Genomic DNA, 22,954 nt, shown 5'->3' with positions numbered 1-22,954 from the left:
CCGCCTTTTGTAATTACTGTCTCGTGAGAGTCTTGTACTTGATTGGCTTCGGGTTGTCGGCGTCTTCACCGAGGCGCTTGCGACGATCAGCTTCGTATTCGCTCCAGTTGCCTTCGAACCACACGACCTTCGAATCACCTTCGTAAGCGAGGATGTGCGTTGCGATACGGTCGAGGAACCAGCGGTCATGCGAGATGATCACAGCACAGCCTGCAAACTTGAGGATTGCCTGTTCAAGAGCCTGCAACGTTTCGATGTCCAAGTCGTTCGTCGGTTCGTCAAGGAACAAGAGGTTGCCCGGCTTCTGCAAGTTCTTTGCCATGAGCACGCGGTTGCGTTCACCACCAGAGAGCTGCGAAAGCTTCTTCTGCTGAGCTGCACCAGTGAAGTTGAAGAGACCGCAGTAAGCACGGCCATTCATCTTGCGGTCGCCCACCAAAATTTCGTCATTGCCACCCGTGATGGATTCCCAAACCGTCTTGGAATCGTCCAAGCTTTCGCGGCCCTGTTCCATACTGATGATTTCGACAGTTTCGCCAATCTTGAGCGTACCGCCATCCGGCTTTTCCTGGCCCATAATCATCTTGAACAAAGTCGTCTTACCAGCACCGTTCGGACCGATAATGCCCACGATACCCGAGCGCGGCAAGCTGAAGTTCAAATCGTCGAACAGCACCTTTTCGCCAAAGGCCTTCTGCAAATGTTCCGCCTGAATGACGACATCGCCCAAGCGCTTGCCGTTTGCAATGTGGATTTGAGCAACCTTGATCTGTTCCTTGGAATCTTCGGCCAAGAGTTCTTCGTATGCCTTGAGACGAGCCTTGCTCTTTGCCTGGCGAGCCTTCGGACTCTGCTTGACCCATTCCTGTTCACGAGCGAGGCGCTTCTGACGGTCAGATTCACCCTTTTCTTCGTTCTTCATGCGTTCAAGCTTCTGGTCCAGCCACTGGGCGTAATTGCCTTCCCAAGGAATGCCGCGACCGCGGTCAATTTCCAAAATCCAGTTCGTTACGTTGTCAAGGAAGTAACGGTCATGCGTCACGAGAATCACGGAGCCCTTGTATTCACGGAGGTGGCGTTCGAGCCATGCAACCGTTTCGGCATCCAAGTGGTTCGTCGGTTCGTCAAGGAGCAGCAAATCCGGTTCTTCAAGGAGCAAGCGGCAGAGAGCCACACGGCGCTTTTCACCGCCGGAAAGGTTTGTGACCGGCCAGTCACCCGGCGGGCAGCGGAGAGCGTCCATTGCAATTTCAATGTTGCGATCGAGGCTCCACAAGTCCTGAGCATCGATGATATCCTGAAGCTTAGCCTGTTCGTCGAGGAGCTTGTTCATCTCGTCGTCTTCCATCGGTTCAGCAAACTTCATGGAAATTTCGTTGAAGCGGTCGAGCACGGCCTGCTTTTTCGCAACGGCCTGCATCACGTTTTCCTTGACAGTCAAGTTCGGGTCAAGCTGCGGTTCCTGCGGCAAGTAGCCTGCAGTGCGGCCCGGTTCAATCCAAGCTTCGCCCTGGAATTCCTTGTCGATACCCGCCATAATGCGGAGGAGCGTCGACTTACCAGCACCATTCTGGCCGATAATACCAATCTTAGCACCATAATAGAAGCTAAGGGAAATGTCCTTCAGCACCTCTTTGTTAGGCGGATAGGACTTGGTCATTTTGTACATGTAGAAAACGAATTTTTCTGCTTTGTTTTGTTCGGCCATATTTTACTCTCTTCGCTTCAAGAATGCGCGGACCTTCGGTCCATTGAGGTATGAGGTTAAAAGTTTTTCTCAGGACGAAGTCATCCTGAACGAATGTGAAGGATCCAGTTATTTTTCCTTATCTTCGTCGATCTGAATATAGAAATATTTTTTAGGCACAATTCGCCATCCGTTACGGCGCAAGCCTTATGCATCAAGGTTTCGCAAGGTATTCCTTGATTTTCCCCTTGACAAAAGCCAAGTCCGGATTCGTGAGAATCGGAATCAACGCATTGATCTCTTCGACAGGCTTATCCCACCATTTCCACTCGAGCATAAGCGCCGTCAATTCCTCATCGAAACGATTGCGTATAAACTGTGCCGGATTCCCCACCACGATCGTGTAAGGTTCCACATCGCTCCCAACAACCGCATTTGCGCCGATGATTGCCCCATCGCCAATATGCACGCCCGGCAAAATCACTGCGTTCTGCCCAATCCACACATCGTTTCCAACCACCGTATCGCCCTTGAGCGGCAAATTTTCTTTGGCAGGAGGCGCCATATTCCACCCCTGCAAAGTGTAGAACGGGAACGTCGAAACCGCATTCATCTGGTGGTTCGCCCCATTCATCACGAACTCCACTCCCGCAGCAATTTGGCAAAACTTTCCGATAATCAACTTATCACCATTCCACGGATACAGATGCGTCACGTGGCTCTCGAAATCGCTATCAGCGATGTAGGTGAAATTGCCCACGACAATCTGCGGATTTTTGAGCATCGGCTTCACGTAAATTTCCTTGTCGTAGCCCGCAATCGGGTGGACCGTCATCGGATCAGGGAGTGTATTTGGCATAGGGACCTCTATTAACAAATATAAGCAAAAATTTAAAACTGATTTTGAGGATCAAGAAACTACCCAATCCTACCCAATCCTACCCAATCACTACCCAATATAGCGAAAAAGAGCTTTTGATTCTCCATGACCTCAAAAACAAAAGAATCCGCAACATATTGCAGATTTTCATTGACAAATCATATCAGGTCATACATTTTAATATAAAAACCGCAATATTTTGCAGGTTTCAGCGTATTTCGTATTGATTTAATGGTTGATATTGAAAAGAAACTGAAGCTATAGAAGATTTTTTGCATTTTAAAATTTTATGACATCAACATGATGTATATTTGGGAAAAATACACGAAAAACTGATTTTTATACAGGCGCCCGATGAGTGAAACTATTTTAAAACCAGAAATTATTTCAGTCAAGCAATTACTAGCCATTCCAAATTTGCGAATTCCTGAATACCAGCGTCCGTACAAATGGACGGAAAAAAATGTCAATCAACTTATTGACGACATTCGCGACAACCTTGACAAATCAGCCTACCGCATCGGAACACTCGTCATCCACAATAACAAGGAAGAAGGAAAACTTGATATTGTCGATGGGCAGCAACGAACAATAACATTATTTCTTCTTGCTATTAAAATTCTTCCTCTTATCGAAGAAAATAACGACCTACAAAGACACGTTTTCTTACGAGGCGATTCCATCAATAGTTTCAAGCCTCAATCAACACTCAAGTTTTCCAACGTTATTACCAAGCAAAATGTCCAGAAGAATTTCAAGGCTATGGAACGTAGAAAATCTGATTTAGAAAAAGCAGATTTCTTAAAATTCTTCTTTAATCAATGCCAATTCGTGAAAATTGTAATTGACGACGTTTCAGAAGCATTCCAGTTTTTCGATTCTCAAAACGCTCGCGGCAAGGACTTGGAACCGCACGATTTGTTGAAAGCGTATCACCTTCGTGAAATGAACAATTCCTCTACAGAGCAAGAACGTCTAAACGCGGTAAAGAAATGGGAAAATATGGAGCCCAACGAGTTGTCCAGTTTATTCTCACAATACCTTTATCGCATCAAAAACTGGGGTCGCGATCTATCGGCGCGGTACTTTACGAAAGACGATGTAGACACATTCAAAGGTATCAGCCCAAATCTTGAAGAAGACTTCCCATACACAAAACTTTATCGTATTGCCCATTATTACGTTGACGAATTCAATTCATCTTGCCATTCCAAAATTTTGCATGAATCATTCGATTTTCCATTTCAGATTGATCAGGTAATCATCAATGGGAAACGTTTCTTCGAATATGTATCCCATTACGCCCAAATGCGTGAAGAAATAGAAAGCAACAGATCACATGAAATTCTAGACATTATACATAATTATGATGGATATAACAGGACTGGAGACCGTTATGTACGCAATCTATTCTATTGCGCCCTAATTGACTATATCGATAAATTCGGTCAAAAAAACATCGATCGCATTGTAGAGAAACTGTTTATTTGGGCTTATACACTACGATTAAAGTTGCATAGTGTCGACATTGAATCAATGGACAACTACGCATTAAATTTGGGACATTCACAGATTGCGATGTTTAAAATAATCCGAGACGCAAATAAGCCACAGGATATTTTAAATGTAGAATTGGGCACTCTTTCTGATACCAAAGCAACCAAAGAAGAAAAAATTATTGCGAAATTTAAAACATTAGGTTATTATAATGGCTAACAATCTCACACCATTGTCAATCAAGACCCTTTTTGAAGAAGAAAAAATCCGTTACGAGATTCCAATTTATCAACGAGACTATGCTTGGACAGAGCCTCAAATCCGTCAGCTAATTTTAGACATTGCGGACTATGCAAAAGATAAAAGTAATTGCAATTATTACATCGGAACACTAATTGTCTACGAACGTAAGGACGATTACGAAACCATTTATGAAACAATAGACGGCCAGCAAAGACTAACCACATTAAGCATCATTCTAAATCTCTTATACAATAAAAATAAAGAATTAGATTGGTTCCATAATGAATTAGGTTGGTTCCGCGGGAATATATTGTCTTTTGCTAGTCGCCCAAGATCCACAGAATCGCTAAAGCTTCTTTCTAATTTGGATAAGCAATCATACGATAACCCAAACATGAACATCATACAAGGTTATCGTGATGCAGAAAAAGCCTTAACGCAAATTCTAAAAGAAAAGAATCTTGAAGAAAAGGACTTTGTTAAATACTTAGCAAATCAAGTCTACATTTTACGAGTTCCAGTTCCACGCGATACTGACTTGAACCATTATTTTGAAATCATGAACAGCCGTGGAGAACAGCTTGAAAAGCACGAAGTTCTCAAGGCTCAATGCTTAAAATGCCTCGATGTGAAAGACCGCGTGTCCTTCAATAAAATTTGGGAAGCAGCGGCCAATATGGAACGCTATATTCAATATGGCTTTTCTAAAAACGAGCGCAACGCTATTTTCGGAGGCAATGAAAAAGACGGAAACCTATGGGATGTTCTTGACAACAACCCTGAGCATGTTTACGAGAATCTTCACAACTCAAATGAAGAAAGTGAAAGCGAAGAAAGTCTCGAAGCCATTGCAAAAAATGACACCAATATCAGCGTAAAAGAAGAAGATAACGAAGATACAAACATCCGTTTTAACACCGTCATCAACTTCTCAAATTTTCTGCTTCATGTTTTACGTATTCAAACAAAAACAGATATTCCTCTTGACGACAAGCGTTTGCTCGATTTGTTTAAGCCCTACGTAAAATCAGACAAACCAGAAGCAAATCGACAGTTTGTCAAAGAGTTTGGCTACAACCTTCTGAAAATGAAATTCCTATATGACAAATACATTATCAAACGTGAATTTGTCGGTGGAAGTGATCGATGGAGTTTAAAGCGAGTTCGTATTTACGAAGGTAAAAAACGTTCTTATTCATATGTCGGAACATTTAGCGATACATCAAATCCCGATATTGAAAGCGAAGAAAATCGCGAAATCATAATGTTACTTTCGATGTTCCACGTATCAACGCCAACGCTTGTGTATAAGCACTGGCTAAACGGCGCTTTAAAATGGTGTTTTGAACAGTCAGAACCGATTACAGCAAAAACCTACAAAGAATATTTGGAAAAGATGGCAGAAGCGTTCTTACGAGATCGTTTCCTGTCCAAATCACCACTGGATTACTTTGAAATTATTTATAAAAATTCCTGCAATGTTCTAAACACTGACAAGAATCAATTATACATAGATGCATTAAACGCAGGAACCGCTGTAGAAAACTTCATTTTCAACTATCTGGATTATTTGCTTTGGCAAAATTTCAGAACCACAAAATCAGCATTTGACGTTATCGGTGACAATGAAAAATTAAGAAATGATTCAAGAATAGCGTCATTTGAATTCACATTCAGAAGTTCTGTGGAACACTATTATCCACAAAACCCCATTGAAGGCCCTGATTATAAAATCAGTAAAGAGAATCTTGATTGCTTTGGCAACCTTTGCCTAATCAGCAACTCAAAGAATTCTCGATTGAGCAATTATATGCCTCTCGCCAAAAAAGAACATTATGAGCAAAGCGAAAATCTTGACAGCATCAAGCAAAGAATCATGATGGCTTATACTGAATGGGACGAAGGCAAACTGCTAATGGACAAAAACGGAGTAAATGAAATTCAGGACCATTATGAAAAAATGAAAAATGTATTGCTTGGATAAAACATTTCATAGACCCATTTCAAAATAATGCCCACCGCTCACGAAATTTTAAAATCCGTCTTTGGCTATGATGCATTCCGCCCCATGCAAGAAGAAATCATCGAGCATGTCGTATCGCGTAAAGATGCGCTTGTGCTGATGCCGACTGGCGGCGGAAAGTCCATTTGCTACCAAATTCCAGCCTTGATGTTCAAGGGCATCACGGTCGTTATTTCACCGTTGATTTCACTGATGAAAGACCAGGTGGACGCGCTAAATGCAAACGGCATTGGCGCAGATGCACTGAACAGCAACAACGAAGAAGGCGAAAACGCGGCCATCCGGGAGCGCTGCAAAACGGGCCAAACCAAGATTCTCTACATTTCGCCGGAGCGCTTACAGCGTGAAATTCCGTGGATGCAACAGCACTTGAGCGTTTCGCTGTTCGCTATTGACGAGGCGCATTGCATTTCACAATGGGGGCACGACTTCCGTCCAGAATACACGCAGCTCGGCGGATTACACCAAGCGTTCCCGAGTGCAACAATCATGGCGCTGACGGCAACGGCAGACAAGCTCACAAAAGAAGATATTGTCAGGCAGCTGAACTTGCGAGATTTTAGACTTTTCGTGAGTTCGTTCGACCGTCCGAATTTGAGTCTCGATGTGCGGCGCGGTTATTCCGCCTCTGAAAAGCTGAAGGCGATTTTGTCCATCATTTCGAAGCACAAGCACGAATCGGGAATCATCTATTGCCTTTCGCGCAAGAGCACCGAAAAAGTCGCCGAAGAACTCATCAACGCTGGCGTTTACGCGAAGGCATACCATGCGGGGCTAACCGCCGAAGAACGCAACAATGTGCAAGAGGATTTCATCAACGACAATATCGATGTCGTGTGTGCGACAATCGCATTCGGCATGGGCATCGACAAGAGCAATGTCCGTTATGTCATCCATTACAATCTCCCCAAGAGCATCGAGAGTTTTTATCAAGAGATTGGGCGCGCGGGCCGCGACGGTCTCCCCTCCGAAACCGTGCTGTTCTACAACTTCCAGGACATCATCACGCTCCGCAAATTTGTAAACGAGAGCGGCCAGCGAGACATCAACTCCGAGAAGCTCGACCGCATGCAGGAATATGCCGAATCGCAAGTTTGCCGTCGTCGCATTCTGCTCAATTACTTTGGCGAAAACAACAATAGCAACTGCGGGAATTGCGACATCTGCAAGCACCCGCCACAGCGTTTCAACGGCACAATTCTCGTGCAAAAGGCGCTCTCGGCCATCAAACGAACTGGTGAGCATATCGGCTTTTCAATGACCGCCGACATCCTCAAGGGAACGCTCAGCGACGAAATCGTCCAAAAGGGTTACGATAAACTCAAGACATTCGGTGTCGGCAGCAAGACAACGCTCAAGCATTGGCACGATTACCTTTTGCAAATGCTGCAACTCGGTTACATCGAAATTGCCTACAACGAGAACAACCACCTTAAAATCACCGAGAGCGGTAACGAAGTCCTCTTCGGGAAGAAAACAGCAGAACTAGCCATCGCCGCAAAAATAGAAGCCAAAGAAGACGCAAAGCCGAGAAGCGGTCACGGCGCATTTTCGCGTACTTCTGCCGGCAGTACACGCACAACCTACGCGCACTATTCAGACTCCGACGAAGACAATACCCTATTCGAAGCTCTGCGAAAAGTCCGCAGGCAAATCGCCGACGAAAACAATTGGCCCGCCTACGTCGTACTTTCTGACCGCACGCTAAAGGACCTCGCCTACAAGGCGCCTCTTTCCATAAACGAGCTGCAAGATGTATTCGGCTTTGGCGAAATGAAAATCCGGAAATTCGGGCAGCAATTCGTAGACGCCATCTGCGATTACATGAGGCAATAAAAAAATCCCGCAGCGCTCTAAACTGCGGGATGTTCTTTTTCAAGATTTAACTGGATCCTTCAGGCTTTCGCCCTCAGGATGACGGTGCATCATGCTTTCGTTCAGGATGACGAGGGCGGAAACTATCTATTATTCAGATAATTCAGCACCTTGTTCGTAAGGTCGTTTTCCTTTTTCCAAAAGAGCACAGCGCCGGTGGCACGGTCAATGACCATGTCATAACCTTCCTGGAGCGCAATTTCGTTCACAGCCTTGCGGATGAGCTGGATAATCGGGGCACTCACCTTTTCGTTTTCGGTGATAAGTTCCCCGTTACGGCCATAGACGCGGTCAATGAACGACTTGAGTTCCGTATCCTTCTTGTTGTATTCGGCTTCAAGTTCGCGCTTCTTTTCGTCAGAGAGCATCAGGACCTGCTTATCAAGCTTTTCCTTAATGGCAGCAAGTTCCTTCTGCAAGAGGTTTGCCTGCTGTTCCCACTTAGCCACTTGACGGTCATATTCTTCCTGAGCCTTCCTGGTGCCCTTGTATCCGTCAAAGATAATCTTTGAATCCACATGGGCAATGCGAAGACCGTCTTCAGCAAAGCTCACGCATGCAAAGACAACCGAAAGTAAAACTATCAACTTGCGAATCATAGAGCTCCTCCAACCAGGTTAGAAAGCCTGGCCAATGACAAAGTTGAATTCCATATCGCCGACCTTAGAGTACTTCGTACCATTGTAGGCTTCACCCGGGTCAAGCGGCCAAGCAAAGTCGAAGCCGATAATGCCAAGCATCGGGACTACGACGCGGAAACCAAATCCGATATCCTTCTTGAGTGTCGTCGGATCCCATTCACTGAGCGGGTTCTTCTTAGGCTTGTCGATTCGGTTATTCGTATCGATACGTTCGCCAAACACGTTACCGGCATCAAAGAAGAACGGCAAGAGGTAGAACGTCTGCGGTACAAGTCCCAACTGGAGTTCTGCACCAATGTACTGGTAGCTGCGGCCAAGGCGGCTGTTACCAATAGAGCCAGAACCATAACCACGGAGCATGCCGTCGTAGCCAAGCACACCACCCATTCTATACAGAGTGCGGTGCTGCAACTTGTCGCCAAAGATTACGCCGTATTCGTTTGTAAGGGCAATCGAGAGACGGTCGCGGAAGAGCGGGAACCACCACTTGATGGAGAGGTCCGCCTTCACAAATTCGAAGTCACTACCAAAGGCGGCGTTTGCCCACTGCACGTCGAGCACGTAGCGGGATCCGTCGGTCGGGAACTGCGGCAAATTCTTATCATCACGCTGGATGCGGAAGTTGAACGCCGATTCAATACCCGTGTAGACCACATAGCTGTTCGCGATGTTCGGGCCCTGGTCGTTCATGAGCCAGCTATAACCGATCTGACCATAGAAGTAGTCATCCGGCCACTTGAGGCGCTTACCGGCAAAAATGCTTCCACCGTAACGCGTGATATCCGGGTCACCGTAATCTTCCATGTTCCACCAAGAGTAGCTGAGGCTTGCGCCAAGCGTAATCGGTTTGTCGAGGAACCACGGTTCCGTAAAGCTGATCGTTGCGCTCTTCTTGTCGGCACCGTATTCGAGGTTCAAGGCAGCCTGCTGGCCATCGCCCATACAGCAGTTCGGGATGGAGATGCTAGCCGTACCGACAAAGCCATCGCTTTCGCTATAAGAAACGCCCAAACTGAACTGACCAGTACCGGCCTGCTTTTCTTGCACGGCAAAGTCGAGGTCCACTTCCTGTTCGCCCACGACCTTGATATCGGGCACGACCATGTCGAAGTAGTTGAGCTGCATAATGTCACGGAAGCTACGTTCCAAAGCGGACTGGCGGTACGTATCGCCCGGATACAGGCGAACTTCACGACGGATCACCTTTTCGTTCGTCTTGGTGTTGCCACGCACATGGACCTTGTGGATCTGGGCAGGCAAGCCTTCGTTCATCTTGTAAGTGAGGTTCACGACAGAATCGTTTTCGAAGGTGCGCTCTTCGTCAAACTGAGCAAAGAGGTAACCGTCTTCACGGTAAGAATCGAGCAAAGCCTTACGGGATGCTTCGTAGACATACTGGTCAAACACGGCGCCGCTATCGAGACGGAACACATAACCCAGCATGGCGTCGCTCTGGACTTCGTTACCCGTAAAGTGGAGTCCACCCATGTAGTAACGGCGACCTTCGGTCACGTCGATATGGACAATAATATCGCTAGAAGTCTTGATGTTATCGTACTTGTAAAGAGCCGGAACCAAGTCTTCAATCATGTAGCGCACGAGGAGCTTGCTTTCATAAGCGGAGCGCTTCTTGATCTTGAGGAGGGAATCAATCTTCGGATTATTCCACTTGCGGTCAGCCACCAAGCCAAGCCATTCATTTCGGGCGGTTTCGTAGCGGATAATGTCGTTCAGGAATTTCCATGCGCTTTCTTCGTCCTTGACTTGCGGCAGGCGTCTTGTAAGCGGGTTCTTATCCCCGGCCTTGCGCATGTTCCTATAATAGTGAGTCACTTCCATTGTCGGCTTACCCGCCATCTTGTAGAGCGGGTTAGATGTATCGGCAATGGCGTCGTTCAGCTGAGTGTAAAGCGGAGCCAGGCGTTCTCCAACCGGCACCATGCGTCCAAGATAGAACAGGCAGCTGGAATCCGGAAGGTATTCGGCATGGTAGTCGTTCAGTTCTGCATCCAGGTAACCGAAATGGCGGAAGACGTTCAGCACGGTATCGCGGTCGGCTTCAAAGACATTTTCCTTGAATTCACCACCACCCCACCACTGGTTTTCTTTCGAAAGCATGTGGTCCGTGATTTCTTCGACCGGCACATGGTCATTGCCTTTCACATCGAAACCGCGGATACGGACCTTGGAACCTTCACGGATCACAAAGGTCACCTTGTTCTGGTATTCGTCCACCGATTCTTCGCGTATTCCAATTTCAGCAAGCAAGAAGCCTTCGGAACGATAATGGTCAAGCATGGCCTGGCGCGTGCGTTCCAATTGAGCCTTGCTATAGACCTGACCAGAAATCATGTGAATTTTCAAACGGAGGTCATCTTCAGATACTTCGTCACAGCCGTCCAAAATAGCGGTATCAAGAGCCGGGAGTTCCTTCACTTTGAACACCAGGTCTACATAAGAACCTTCATCATCAGTGTAATCCACCCAGGCGGTCACATCGTCAAACAGGCCCGAAGCATAAAGCGAGCTCACGGAATTCTGGACTTTTTCAGAAAGCGACGTCGGAGAATAGCTCTGACCGGTACGGATGCCGATACGTCCGAGGACCGAACGTTCATCCATATGATGGGTACCTTCGACACGAATCTTGTTGATCTTATTCTCAACCATATACTTGTCGGAAATCTGCGACATGTCCAACAACTGGGCATTCGACATACCGACCAAAGCAAGAACAAATAAAAGCGAACGAGAACGCAGAATAGACCTACCTATAAAAGCAGTTTATTTAAATTTTCTGCCCAAAAATACAAAAATTACATTCCCCCGCCCACACGAGTTTTTTAAAAAAGCCCAATCCGCCGATGAATAAACAGTAATAAAGGAATAAGGGTTATATCGTCCCGTTTTTTACACTTTTTGAAAGCGTTACGCTATGCGCAAAGGGGGCCCCATATATATGGATAAAGGCAAGCCGAGCATTTTCGCAAAGAAAAAGAAACGCTCCTAAATTAAACGCAACGCAAGCGCATTATATATATTTAAGGCGAAAAATTTTAACCTAACCCTCTATTGAAGGATACTATGCGATCTACAGCCTGGAACGACGAAGAAAACAAAGTCCTGCCCGAAATGGCTCTTGACTTTATGCCCGAAGAAAAATTGCGCGAATTGCAGTTGCAGCGTTTGCGTGCAACCGTGAAGCTCGCCTATGAGAAGGTCCCGCTGTTCCACGACCGCATGGTCGAAAAGGGCGTTACGCCCGATGACATCAAGACTTTGAAGGACATCGTAAAGATTCCGTTCTCCATGAAGAAGGACTTGCGCGACACTTATCCGTACGGTCTCTTTGCTGTGGACATGAGCGAAGTCGTGCGTCTGCACGCAAGCTCCGGCACTACCGGTAAGCCGATCGTTGTCGGTTACACCAAGGAAGACATGGAAGTCTGGGCACAGGTCGTCAAGCGCGGCCTCCTTGCCTGCGGTTTCCGCAGCACGGACATCGTGCAGAACTTCTACGGCTACGGCCTCTTTACAGGCGGTCTTGGCATTCACGGCGGTTTCGAAGCCCTCGGCGCCACAGTCGTGCCGATTAGCGGAGGCAATACCGAACGCCAGGTGATGCTCATGAAGGACTTCGGCGTGACCGCAGTCGGTGGCACCCCGAGCTACTTTGTCCGCATTATCGACGTTGCCGAAAAGATGGGCGTCGACATTTCCAAGTTGAACGTGAAGCGCGGCATCTTCGGTGCAGAACCGTGGAGCGATGGCATGCGCGACTACATCGAAGAAAAGACGGGCATCAAGGCTTACGACATTTACGGACTTTCTGAAATTGTCGGCCCGGGCGTGGGTTGCGAATGCGAATGCCGCGACGGCATCCACATTTTCGAAGACCACTTCTACCCCGAAATCGTGGACCCGGAAACGCTCGAACCACTTCCGGACGGCGAAGAAGGCGAACTCGTCATCAGTACGCTCAGCAAGCGCGCTATGCCGATCCTCCGCTACCGCACCCGCGACATCACTGCTATTGAAAAGACCAAGTGCAAGTGCGGCCGTACCATCCGCCGTATCCGCCGCATTGGCCGCCGCAGCGACGACATGATCATCATGCGTGGCGTGAACGTGTTCCCGAGCCAGATCGAAACGGCCCTCCTCCGCGCCGAAAAGGCATTGCCGCATTACCAGATTGTGCTCGATACCAAGAACAACATGGATACGCTCGAAGTCAAGGTCGAAGTTTCTCGCGACATGGTGAGCGACTCCATGAGCGATATGGAACAGCTCTCCAAGAAGTTCAAGCACTCCATCGAACAGATCCTTGGCATCTCCGTGATTGTCACGCTCTGCGAACCGGATTCTCTGCCGCGTAGCGAAGGCAAGGCCAAGCGCGTCATCGACAACAGAAAGAAGATTTAAGAAGGAGAAAAAAAATGAAAATTCCACAGGTTTCAGTTTTCGTGTCGAACCGCCCGGGCCGTCTCCAGGCAGTTTGCCGCTCGCTCGCTGATGCAGGCATCAACCTTCTCTCGCTCACGCTCGCCGATTCCGGCGAATTCGGCCTTATCCGCCTGATCGTGAACGATTCTGAAAAGGCAGTCAATGTCCTTGCCAAGGCTGGCCTCAGCGCAACCGTTACCGACGTTGTCGCATGCCCTGTTGCAGACAAGGTTGGCGGTCTTGCAGACCTTCTCGACGTTCTCGGCGACTTGCAGATTGACTACATGTACGCCTACCCGTCCGAATGCTCGACGGCAACGAACGTCATGATTCTTCGCTTCAGCGATACCGAAAAGGCGCTCAAGGTCTTGGAAGAAAAGAACTTCAAGACTCTCAGCACCACAGAAATGCTGGGCTAAAATCGCGAGTTGCGCAGTCTGTGCAAGTTAAACGCGCAGACGAGATGCGCGAATGCGCAGACTAAACTACGCACGCTATTGCAAACAAAAACAGCTAAACGGCTTCCCGTTTAGCTGTTTTATTATGGATTTCTGTTGAGTGAAACTACCTGAACACAGCGGTAACAGACGTGACTTCACCCGGATTCACCTTGCGGGTCATATCCGTGACACCATCGCTCCAGCCCGTGAACGTGCTGCCAGAATTTGCCTGAGCTGTAAGCGTAACCGGCACATCCCTGTAAAGCGAGACCGTCATCGAAGACTTATCCAGAGCAAGGCCATCCACGAGAATCGTGCCGGAACCCTGCGCCGTAAACGTCATTTCAACCGGAGAAGAAAGCGTAAAGTACGATTCCATCTGTTCACGGACCTTAGCCTGACGCGTCTGGGCAAAGCTCTTTATCGTTTCCAAAGCGTTGCTCATGCTAGATGCATTATAGCCCCAGAATTCCTGATCACGAGCCACTTCAGGTTCCACCTGCGACTGCAAATCGTTGATGCGCTTGAGGAGCCTATCCGCCGAGAAGTTCATCGAAAGGAGCACGCTAAAGCGGTTGATAAACGCATTCTTGAAGCCCTCGTTACTGAGCAAACGAATCATGAGAATCGTGTGCGGAGAAATAGAGCCGTTCGTCACCTGCTGCTGGCCACCGCCCATGCCACCCATGCCGAAGCCCATTCCCATACCCATGCCACTTGTGCCGCTAGCATTCGTCACATAGCTGAACACGTTTCCGGTCTGGGTATTGTAAGACACGCCGAAGCCAAAGTCCGTATCGTACATGAACCATTTCCACTTCGTCTTCTGACTTGCGACACGCCACTTCTTCATATTGTTGTGCGGCCAGTCGCTATTGTTCAAGAACATTTCGGCTTGCATGTAATTCATGTAGTTGTCGACATCAACCTGGTCTGCAATCTTCTTGTAGTTTGCATCCGATTTCAAATCGTTGTTCTGCAGCCAATCCAACATAGATTTGTAATCCGCAGAAGAACCTACACTCGCTTCATCTGTACCGCTAGATGTTGTTGCAAGAAGGTCAATATCGTTCGGGTCATAGCCGTACTTGGTTTCGTAATAGTATTCGTTGTTGCGTTCGCGCAAATCGTGGATACCGTAATACTTGCCATTGTAATACACGATAACATAACGGCCACGCTGGTAATCGACGCCCAAGCCTTCCGTCATCGAAGTGCCCACACGGTCGCGCACGTAATCGTCGCCGGAATTGTTACCAAAGTTTCTGAGCGAGAACGCCTTAAACTTCTTGAGTTCCGGATAATCCGGGAACAGCGTGTATTTCAGGCGCTTTTCGCCATACTCTTCGCGCAACGTCACCGCAAAGGACTTCTTTTCTTTTGCGCGGCTGTACTGGCCAGAAATCTTGTAGTCACCCATCACGCCAAACGCCGGGGCCTGCGGCTTGCCAGGTTCAAACATTTCCACATAAACCGGGAGTTCTCGGTTGCTCCAGAAGTTTGCACCTTTTTTCGGATCCATCATCGAAGCATTATTGCCCGTCATGTAAAGGCCGGAATCGGGGCTGAACATCGAAAGCGGATCAGTCGTCACAAAGAGCGCGGCAAGCGTGGGCTGCTTTTCGAAAACGTAAGTACGGATAATTTCTTCACTCGGGTAAGAACCGCCGACATACGCACGGCAACGCAAAACCGTCGTAGCGCTAATCGTCACCGTAGTCTGCACTACCGGAGAATTTGTAGTCGGTTCGGCACCGCCCTGTTCACAACGAGTGCCCGCCGGGAATGTAGCCGTCACCGCAGACGTGTAGAAACCAGAAGGCGGAATGTTCACTTCGGCAACTTGAACTTGTTCGGCAAAAACCTCGCCCGCCGTATTGCCATAAGGCGACGGAGTTGCAAAGCCCCACTTGCCAGCACCATCACGAGACCAAGAAGCGGTCGTTGGAACAGCACCAAAACGAACAGAGTCCAGCAAAGCGCCTTCGGCATTTACAAAGTACAATGCACCGCCATCCTTGTCCACCTTGAACGAAGCGTGCGGTTCATGGCCGCGATTGCGAGCAATGTACGACGTAATCTGAATGGTTGTCGATTCACTTCCCTGAGTTTCAGTTGCAAAAGTTGTTGCCGTTACATTGTTGCGCTTGAGGTCCTTCGCATTATCATCTAAGCGGACATAGAACACCGATGACAAATCCCCCGTACCGCGGAGATTCTTGCCGCTCCAACTGCTGAGCGAATCGCCTTCCTTAAAGTTCACACGAATTTTGTGATTTTTGGTGATAAAGCCACGGACAACAAGCTGGTTGACCTTGCTAAGGCTAGACGCATTATTGGTCTTGACAACCACGCGAGAGTAATCCCCACCCTGGGCAACCTTCATCACAGACCCAATCTGGACAGAGCCATTTTCGCTAAAGCAGAGCGAAGACTTACCTTGCAAATTTTCGACATTGTTGCCAGATGAAGCAGCACCGGTATTGCCACCCATACCGCCCATGTTGCCGCCCCAGCCGCCGCCAACGCCGCCACCCCAGTCGCCCATTCCGCCACCGAAATCGCCAAAGTTGAAGCCGCCCATGCCACCCGCAGCAGATTCAGAACTGCAATCTGAGCTCATCATATTAAGCGAATCAGAAGGCAAGACATAGTCAGGATAATTCTTGCCCGAAAGGAAAACGATCATGTAGCTCTTGGCTGGAATTGTTGCGTTACCAAAAACCCAACGACTAGGATTAGACAAATCATCCGTAAGCGAATAGCCCTTCAAACTCACCGGAGCGTCTGACGAGTTGTAAAATTCAACCCATCCCGGATCGTTACCGTCATTGTCCTTGAGATTTGCATTTGTCGGAGAAACTTCCGAGAAGAACACCGGGCTATTCCCTTCGAAATGCGGAATAACAGTAACGGCGCTCGAAGCCGGCGGAACCTGAGCACTAGAAGTGGGATTTAACGCAGAAGAAGATGATTGCGCAACAGGAGACGACATTCCCGGAACACCCGCGGAGGAACCTCCCGGAATGCCAGCTGAAGAAAGTCCCGGAGCAAAAGACGAACTGGACCAACCGCCCAATTGACCTTCATTGGAATCGGAGCTAATTTCACCAATTCCCGGAGCTGCAGGACTAAACGAAGAATCGTTAGAATCACCGCAAGCGGATAAAACCAAACCAAAACTAATCCCAAATAACGCTACACCAGAAAAGATTTTTTTCATGTCTGATCCCTTAGAATTGAGCGATACATTTTGAGCGCCACACCAATCCAATCCTTGAGTTAAGTATATATTTAGGCGCGTTGCAAAAGCCTCTTTTTTTAATTTCACGTTGTAAAAGGATTGAGCATTTGACAACACGCAAAAAAGCGGAACAAGGCGTTCCGTTTTACTATTTTTGTCGTGAAAAAATTTTAACAAAAGCAGGATTTTACATGAATTTCAGCGACTTCAGCAAGGCGAGCCAACAGTTCAATCAGTTCAGCCCCGAGATGAAAGAACAGATGATGAAGATGGCAAAAGCCCGCGTAAAGGAAAAATTACTCAAGTGGTTTGCAACACCGACATTTGTGCTGCTCGGAATTGTTCTCGGAGCAGTTATCGGTGCGCTCACCGCATGCTTCGGCGACATCAGCGACAGACTTTCTGCTATCCGCGATGCAAACCCATTGTACTTTATCCCCGCCCTCGCCATCGGCGGTGCTGCTATCGTATTCGCTTATAAGAAATGGGGACGCTGGACAGAACGCGGCATGGACCAGGTCTTCGCCGTAGGACTCAACAAGGAATCCGATTTCCCGCTCGTCTCTATCCCGATGGCAGCAGTGAGCACTTGGCTTACGCAACTCTTCGGCGGAAGCGCAGGTCGTGAAGGTGCTGCTATGCAAATAGGCTCCGCACTTTCGTACAACATAAGCAAGAAGTTGCCATTTGAAAACGCAGCGCATGTTATGCTCGTGACAGGCCTTGCCGCAGGATTTGCCGGAATTTTCCAGGCCCCGATGGCGGCCACAGCATTCGCATTGGAAGTCTTGCTCGTTGGCCATTTGGAACTTGGCGCATTGCTCCCTGCCGCCGCAGCGGCTTTCACTGCCTGCAAGGTTTCAAGCATGCTCGGATTCCACAAGTTCAGCGTGGATTTGAACAGCGTTCTCGACGCAAGCGGATTCTCGGCAAGCGTATTCACTAACGAAGGCGCGCTTGACGGCAAGTTCCTCGTGAAGCTTGCGCTGATGGGCGTGCTCTTCGGAATTGTCGGTGGCGGATTTGCAAAGTTGCTTGGACTCTCGCAGGACTTCTTCGCCAAGAAGTTTCCGAACAGCATTAAGCGAATTGCAATTATGGGTGTTGGAATAAGCGCTTTGCTGCTCGTATTTTTCCAGGGCCGTTATGCAGGACTTGGAACAAATTTGTTGGACATGTGCTTTGGAATCGCCGGGAATGCTACGGGGAGTGCCGCCGAAACCGCCGACTTGATTGGGAACGTCGCCGGGTACGACTGGATTCTGAAATTCGCTCTCACAATTCTTACACTCTCCGCCGGATTCATCGGCGGTGTCGTCACCCCGCTTTTCGCCATCGGCGCTACGTTTGGCGTATTCGTTGCGGGAATGTTCGGAATGCCTGCCGCCCTCGCCGCAGCACTCGGCTTCGCCGCAGTTTTCGCAAGTGCAAGCAACACGCTCTGGGCACCGATCCTCATCGCCGGCGAAATTTTCGGATTCAATTGCCTCCCCGCATTCTTCATCGTCTGCACCGTAGCCTACATTTGCAACGGCGGACAATCCATCTACAAGCAGAAGAAGATTAGAATAAAGATTTAGAACAAGATTATTGGAAGAATATCTGTTCTTCACGTTATTAATCTTCTTTGACGATTTTCTAATGGCCAGTCTTTTTACTACCAACTCGCTTTAAGGTAAACGGATCAATATCCGTCGCATCATTTCATTTGTTCAGTTTAGAAAGAGCGAGACCGATAGAGGCGAAGACTTCCTTTATCTCCGCAACAAGAGTAGCCCTGTTGTCCTTATAAGACAACAGCTTCTGTGCGATTTCCCGATAAAAAGGAACCCAATCAAAATTCAACGATTCTGCCATAAGGCCTCCTTACTGTGAAAAAGTCTAAACCTTTCATAGTTTCAAATTTAATTCAAAGCGTCCGGCAAACCATTCTTGCCACCTCCCCAACGTTTCTCTAAATCTTATTCAACAATAAGAGCTCCGATTGGATAGTTTTTTCCGTCTTCATTTCCCGTAAACCGTATTTTATCCTGCCTGTCTTTTATTGTTTTATATTCGTAAATCTTAAATCGTTCTTTAAAATCCAAACGCTTAGGGAGAACTTTAATTTTTCTTAGTTCATGCTTTTTTATTTCTTCACTCTCTTTCTCGATTATTTTTTTTCTTAGATCATCGAATATTGAAATCTCATACTCCTGAAGAAATTTCCGTTCAGTAAAAAAGAAGAAATCATCAATAATTGCTCGTTTTTTCTCATACAACCAATTTTCTACAATATATGGCGGTAAATAGAATTGCGAATCAAGCATCATTATGGACTCAATTGTATTTAAAATTTGAATCTCAGAACAAAGACGGCGATGCAGTGAAAGTATTAAATCAGATGATGAAATCGCTAACAGACTTGTATAATCCTTCCCTGGCAATAAAACAAAAATAAAATGTGAAATCGTATGGTTGATTTTTAGAATCAAATCATTCTCAACCGCAAAATTATATTCTTTTGGAAGTTTTCTGTACAATATTTTACATTTTACATCAGAGGTTTTTGACCATGGTTCAATAATAATGGATTTATCCGTATTTGGAATAGGGTTGTCAAGTTCAGGAAAATCTGTAAGCATATCTTCTAAGAAATTTTTCAATCCATCAATGGATAAAAAAATTTTCCTTTCATATTCTGGATTTAAATAATAGTATTGCTTAAAAATAGACCATTCGCTTTTTTCAACACACTTACAAGAAAAAAAATACTTACAAACAGTTCTATAAAGTTGAAGGAAAATATCTCTTTGCGTTACGATTCCATGGTCATCTAATGATTTAAAAACACTGTTATCATGTTCTTTACAGAACCCCCTATATACACCTGAAGAAGCTATATTTTGCCGTTCAAATTTTATATTTGGACTGTCTGAATTTTCAAGATCAAAAATATCTTTACCCATATTACAAGGGTCAATAATTGGCACGACGACCTCATTATTGTCTGAAATGTCTTTTAAAACATTACGTGATATTGAATGCGATTTTATACAATTATCTTTGCATTCATAAAACAAACAGGTTTCATGATTATCTTTTTGCGGATTAATCAATCGCTTATATAAAATTCTCAGTTCTCGTTGTTTTTTAAACAAATCATTTAATATAGACATCACTTTATTCCTATAACAAATATTTGATTGAAAACGTATAATTGCAGAAAACCTTTTAATATTCCATTATCTTTTTGACATCATCCTATTCTTTAATATCCCTGCATCACGTTCAAAATTTCTGATTTTCATATTTTCGAATACCTTCTTTTCTGTTTCTGGAGTCCAATATATTTTAAGATTTTTTCGTGCACGGGTAATTGCGGTATAGAAAATGTTATGCGTTATTTGTTCTCCTACATCGCTAGAAATCACCACTTTTACAGAATCATATTCCAAGCCCTGGGCTTTGTGTATTGAAACTGCATAGGAAACTTGAAAGGGAACTATAGTTTTCAAATCGACATATTCGTCGTCATCATTTTCTGCACCTTCCACTGAAAATTTTAAAAGCGTTCGTCCGTCTTTTACTCCAATCCATTCCAAACCTGCATTTTCTGCTTCTAGTGAATTTACAATTTTTTCTACAGAAACAGTAAACCAAACTTGATTCGGTTCTGTTTCAATGTTTTCAATTCGACCTTTTAAGTTATTATATAAAATTGGTGCAAATCTTTCAGATTCATTAAACAAGATGGGATCTTGTTCCTTAAACAAATGTATGCCTAAACGAACACTCCTATTCGGATTATTACTCTGCATAAATCGATTAATATTGTTAATTCCGTATAATCCACCATAATTTAGACACAGAATAATTTCATTATTTTGTATAGGTGTAAATATAGACTCATCAAGTTTTGCGGAGTAATCAAAATTTGTCAAATACTCTTCGGCATCATTTTCAAGATTGCGTATTTTAGACCATACACTCAGTAAGCCTTCATTCTGCGTTCTATAAGGAGTTTCCAATTCAAACCAGCATTTTTTTGGAATAAATTTTTTTGCAAGCGCGAACCAATTTCCAAATTGTATAGATTCAATTTGATATACATCTCCAACTAAAACGATTGCATCAAAATTCTCTTTTTGAAGGATACCTTTCATATCAGAATTATTAACAGTACTACATTCATCAATAAAAAGGATTCCATAATGTAATGTATTTCGGTCGTTTAAATATTTTGATATTGTTGAAAAAGTTGTGTTGTTGCACGATATTTTTCGTTTCAAATTTTCAACAGCTGGATTTGTATGTGCAAGATACAATTTTGGAACATTTGAAAAAATTTGAGAAATAAACTCAATCATTTTCGTTTTTCCCGTGCCTGCAGGACCATATATCAAAGCAATATTACAAGTTGTAAACAAGTTGCTGAGAATCATCCGCTTTTCGGCACATACATCACTTTCTGATTTATCATAAATCCATGCATTGTACGAATCTTTGTAACCGTTAATGCCACCTTTGGTATATGTTTCAAGCCTATTCAATATATATTCTATATCTTCAACATATGATCGAATCGTATAATAGCCGTCATTGAGCCATATTCTTCGGCGAGATTGTACTTGTTTTTTATTTTCATCGTTGTATAAGTTATGATTAAAAATTGCTAGAAGATCTTGCTTGTTTTCAAATTCTTCTAACTCATCGTCTTTCGTAAAGAGAATACCCTCATTTTCAATATTATTTTTTAACGCTCTGTCAAAGAGCTCGTGCGTTCTATTTTCGGAATCAATACAGGCAATCAGATCAAAAATGGCTGGGTTATGTTTTACGGGAGAAGTACAAAAAGGCATTTGATCAAAAGGGATGCATCTAAAATCAAGATACAAGGAACTCAGCAAATCACATTTTTCCCCTTTCCAACTCAATTGACTTCTTATTGTGTCGTTATCCATTGTATAAAGAAGGTAACGCAAAATATTCGAACCTGCGTATTGATTTTTTATAAAAGGCCTACATCTATCCAATAAATTCGATATGGCTTTATCTTTTTTCCCAGCAGCGTCAAATATATTCGCTTTTACTTTTTCATACTCATTATCATTCAATTCTAAAACATCTAATAAATTAAGGTGTCGTTGTGTCAGAAAATTCATCCATGCAAAATTTTCTGCATTTAAAGGCAAATTTCCATAATTTGGGTTAAACACTCTTGCTAAGTTAGATAACGTGCATGGACGAATAGCCACTTGCCATCCATTTATGATTTGAATAGGCATCATGTGGTTTAAAAAGTTTATTCTTCCATTTATTAGACTAATTTTTATATCATAATTTTCTAAAATATCACATCTTGTAAATGCAACGACTCTATCGTATTTTCCTTTTTTAGACCTTATATTGGTAAGTGTAACCTCATAATAAATGGTATCGTTAACAAAAAAGGGTTTCTTTTTAACTATACTATATCTATATCTGGAAAGTTTTATTTCTGAATGTATAGATGATTCCATTTGAGGAACAATCAATTCATAAAATTCTTGAAGACTTTTATCTTGATTTAAGGGGAATTTATGAATATTTGAAAGAACTTCTATTTTATAATTTTCCCTATAAAAATCACGAATCCGAATTAAATATTCATAATATTTCAACATCAATCGTTCTGAAACATCCTTGCTTCTTGTATAATGAGATGAGGATGGTTGAAGGCAATCATGAAAATTTCGTAGCCACATATAGCGGCCATAACCTTTTACATATTTTTCTGCTTCTGGTATAGTGTCCCGACTTATCTGTATATCTTCATCAGGCTTCATAATCTTGATATATGTAAATTCAACAAAATTTCTTAATTGAGCAAGAATATTTTGCGATATAAAGCCACGATTTTCTTCACTAATCAATGCTAAATTTTGACAAATAGCATCATCTATTATTTTGATATGTTCGTTGATATGCAAGATTTGCCCTCTAATTCATTCATCACGATA

Annotated in this window: 14 protein-coding genes; 6 read left to right on the top strand and 8 right to left on the bottom strand. The window is 44.9% G+C overall.

The genetic code is table 11. The features are described from left to right. Positions 1–13: 13 nt before the first annotated feature. Together ettA and B7991_RS04645 are read right to left on the bottom strand one after the other, a co-directional pair. Positions 14–1,708, bottom strand: a complete 1,695-nt coding sequence (ettA, locus tag B7991_RS04650) for an energy-dependent translational throttle protein EttA (protein WP_072827579.1) — start codon at positions 1,706–1,708, stop codon at positions 14–16. 193 nt (positions 1,709–1,901) lie between these two features. Continuing rightward, the gene (locus tag B7991_RS04645; protein WP_088629817.1) at positions 1,902–2,546 is read right to left on the bottom strand and encodes a CatB-related O-acetyltransferase; all 645 of its coding nucleotides are present in this window, start codon (positions 2,544–2,546) and stop codon (positions 1,902–1,904) included. A 375-nt stretch (positions 2,547–2,921) separates the two neighbouring features. Between B7991_RS04645 and B7991_RS04640 the strand changes: the two genes are divergently transcribed. Genes B7991_RS04640 through recQ form a run of 3 tightly spaced genes read left to right on the top strand, consistent with a single transcriptional unit; the run spans position 2,922 to position 8,166 of the window. Further along, on the top strand, positions 2,922–4,283 hold the full coding sequence (locus B7991_RS04640; protein WP_088629816.1) for a DUF262 domain-containing protein: 1,362 nt from the start codon (positions 2,922–2,924) through the stop codon (positions 4,281–4,283). After that, positions 4,276–6,291, top strand: a complete 2,016-nt coding sequence (locus B7991_RS04635; protein ID WP_088629815.1) for a DUF262 domain-containing protein — start codon at positions 4,276–4,278, stop codon at positions 6,289–6,291. Before B7991_RS04640 ends, B7991_RS04635 begins: the two co-directional genes overlap by 8 nt. Positions 6,292–6,318: 27 nt before the next feature. Continuing rightward, positions 6,319–8,166 (top strand): DNA helicase RecQ, encoded by a 1,848-nt coding sequence (gene recQ, locus B7991_RS04630; RefSeq protein ID WP_088629814.1) that lies wholly within the window; start codon positions 6,319–6,321, stop codon positions 8,164–8,166. A gap of 122 nt (positions 8,167–8,288) precedes the next feature. Here the strand turns inward: recQ and B7991_RS04625 are convergent, their stop codons facing one another. Together B7991_RS04625 and B7991_RS04620 are read right to left on the bottom strand one after the other, a co-directional pair. Next, positions 8,289–8,804 carry an OmpH family outer membrane protein gene (locus B7991_RS04625; protein ID WP_088629813.1) on the bottom strand — a complete coding sequence of 172 codons (516 nt, stop codon included), beginning with the start codon at positions 8,802–8,804 and terminating at the stop codon, positions 8,289–8,291. Between the two features lie 18 nt (positions 8,805–8,822). After that, on the bottom strand, positions 8,823–11,564 hold the full coding sequence (locus B7991_RS04620; protein WP_088629812.1) for an outer membrane protein assembly factor: 2,742 nt from the start codon (positions 11,562–11,564) through the stop codon (positions 8,823–8,825). 366 nt (positions 11,565–11,930) lie between these two features. On the opposite strand from B7991_RS04620, the gene B7991_RS04615 reads away from it, so the two are divergent. Next, a complete protein-coding gene (locus tag B7991_RS04615; RefSeq protein ID WP_088629811.1) occupies positions 11,931–13,268 on the top strand; it encodes a phenylacetate--CoA ligase family protein in 1,338 nt (445 codons plus the stop codon). 14 nt (positions 13,269–13,282) lie between these two features. Beyond that, on the top strand, positions 13,283–13,708 hold the full coding sequence (locus tag B7991_RS04610; RefSeq protein WP_015732209.1) for an ACT domain-containing protein: 426 nt from the start codon (positions 13,283–13,285) through the stop codon (positions 13,706–13,708). Between the two features lie 145 nt (positions 13,709–13,853). Here B7991_RS04610 and B7991_RS04605 read toward each other — a convergent pair whose 3' ends face one another. Next, positions 13,854–16,952 carry a CotH kinase family protein gene (locus tag B7991_RS04605; protein WP_254917841.1) on the bottom strand — a complete coding sequence of 1,033 codons (3,099 nt, stop codon included), beginning with the start codon at positions 16,950–16,952 and terminating at the stop codon, positions 13,854–13,856. Positions 16,953–17,164: 212 nt separating this feature from the next. On the opposite strand from B7991_RS04605, the gene B7991_RS04600 reads away from it, so the two are divergent. Beyond that, positions 17,165–18,553: a chloride channel protein gene (locus tag B7991_RS04600; RefSeq protein ID WP_217898040.1), complete on the top strand. Its 1,389-nt coding sequence runs from the start codon at positions 17,165–17,167 to the stop codon at positions 18,551–18,553. Between the two features lie 124 nt (positions 18,554–18,677). On the opposite strand, the gene B7991_RS14790 is transcribed toward B7991_RS04600, so the two are convergent. The 3 genes from B7991_RS14790 to B7991_RS04590 all read right to left on the bottom strand — a co-directional run bounded on the left by B7991_RS14790 (position 18,678) and on the right by B7991_RS04590 (position 22,924). Next, complete coding sequence (locus tag B7991_RS14790) at positions 18,678–18,830, bottom strand: hypothetical protein (RefSeq protein ID WP_176421757.1); 153 nt, start codon at positions 18,828–18,830, stop codon at positions 18,678–18,680. A gap of 104 nt (positions 18,831–18,934) precedes the next feature. After that, complete coding sequence (locus B7991_RS04595) at positions 18,935–20,131, bottom strand: hypothetical protein (protein WP_088629810.1); 1,197 nt, start codon at positions 20,129–20,131, stop codon at positions 18,935–18,937. A gap of 66 nt (positions 20,132–20,197) precedes the next feature. Then, positions 20,198–22,924, bottom strand: coding sequence for an ATP-dependent RecD-like DNA helicase (locus B7991_RS04590; protein WP_088629809.1), 2,727 nt, complete (start codon positions 22,922–22,924; stop codon positions 20,198–20,200). Positions 22,925–22,954: the final 30 nt, after the last annotated feature.

This window comes from Fibrobacter sp. UWB3 (genome assembly GCF_002210405.1).
In the GTDB taxonomy this organism is placed as follows: Bacteria; Fibrobacterota; Fibrobacteria; order Fibrobacterales; family Fibrobacteraceae; genus Fibrobacter.
This window is presented reverse-complemented; position numbering and strand designations above follow the sequence as displayed.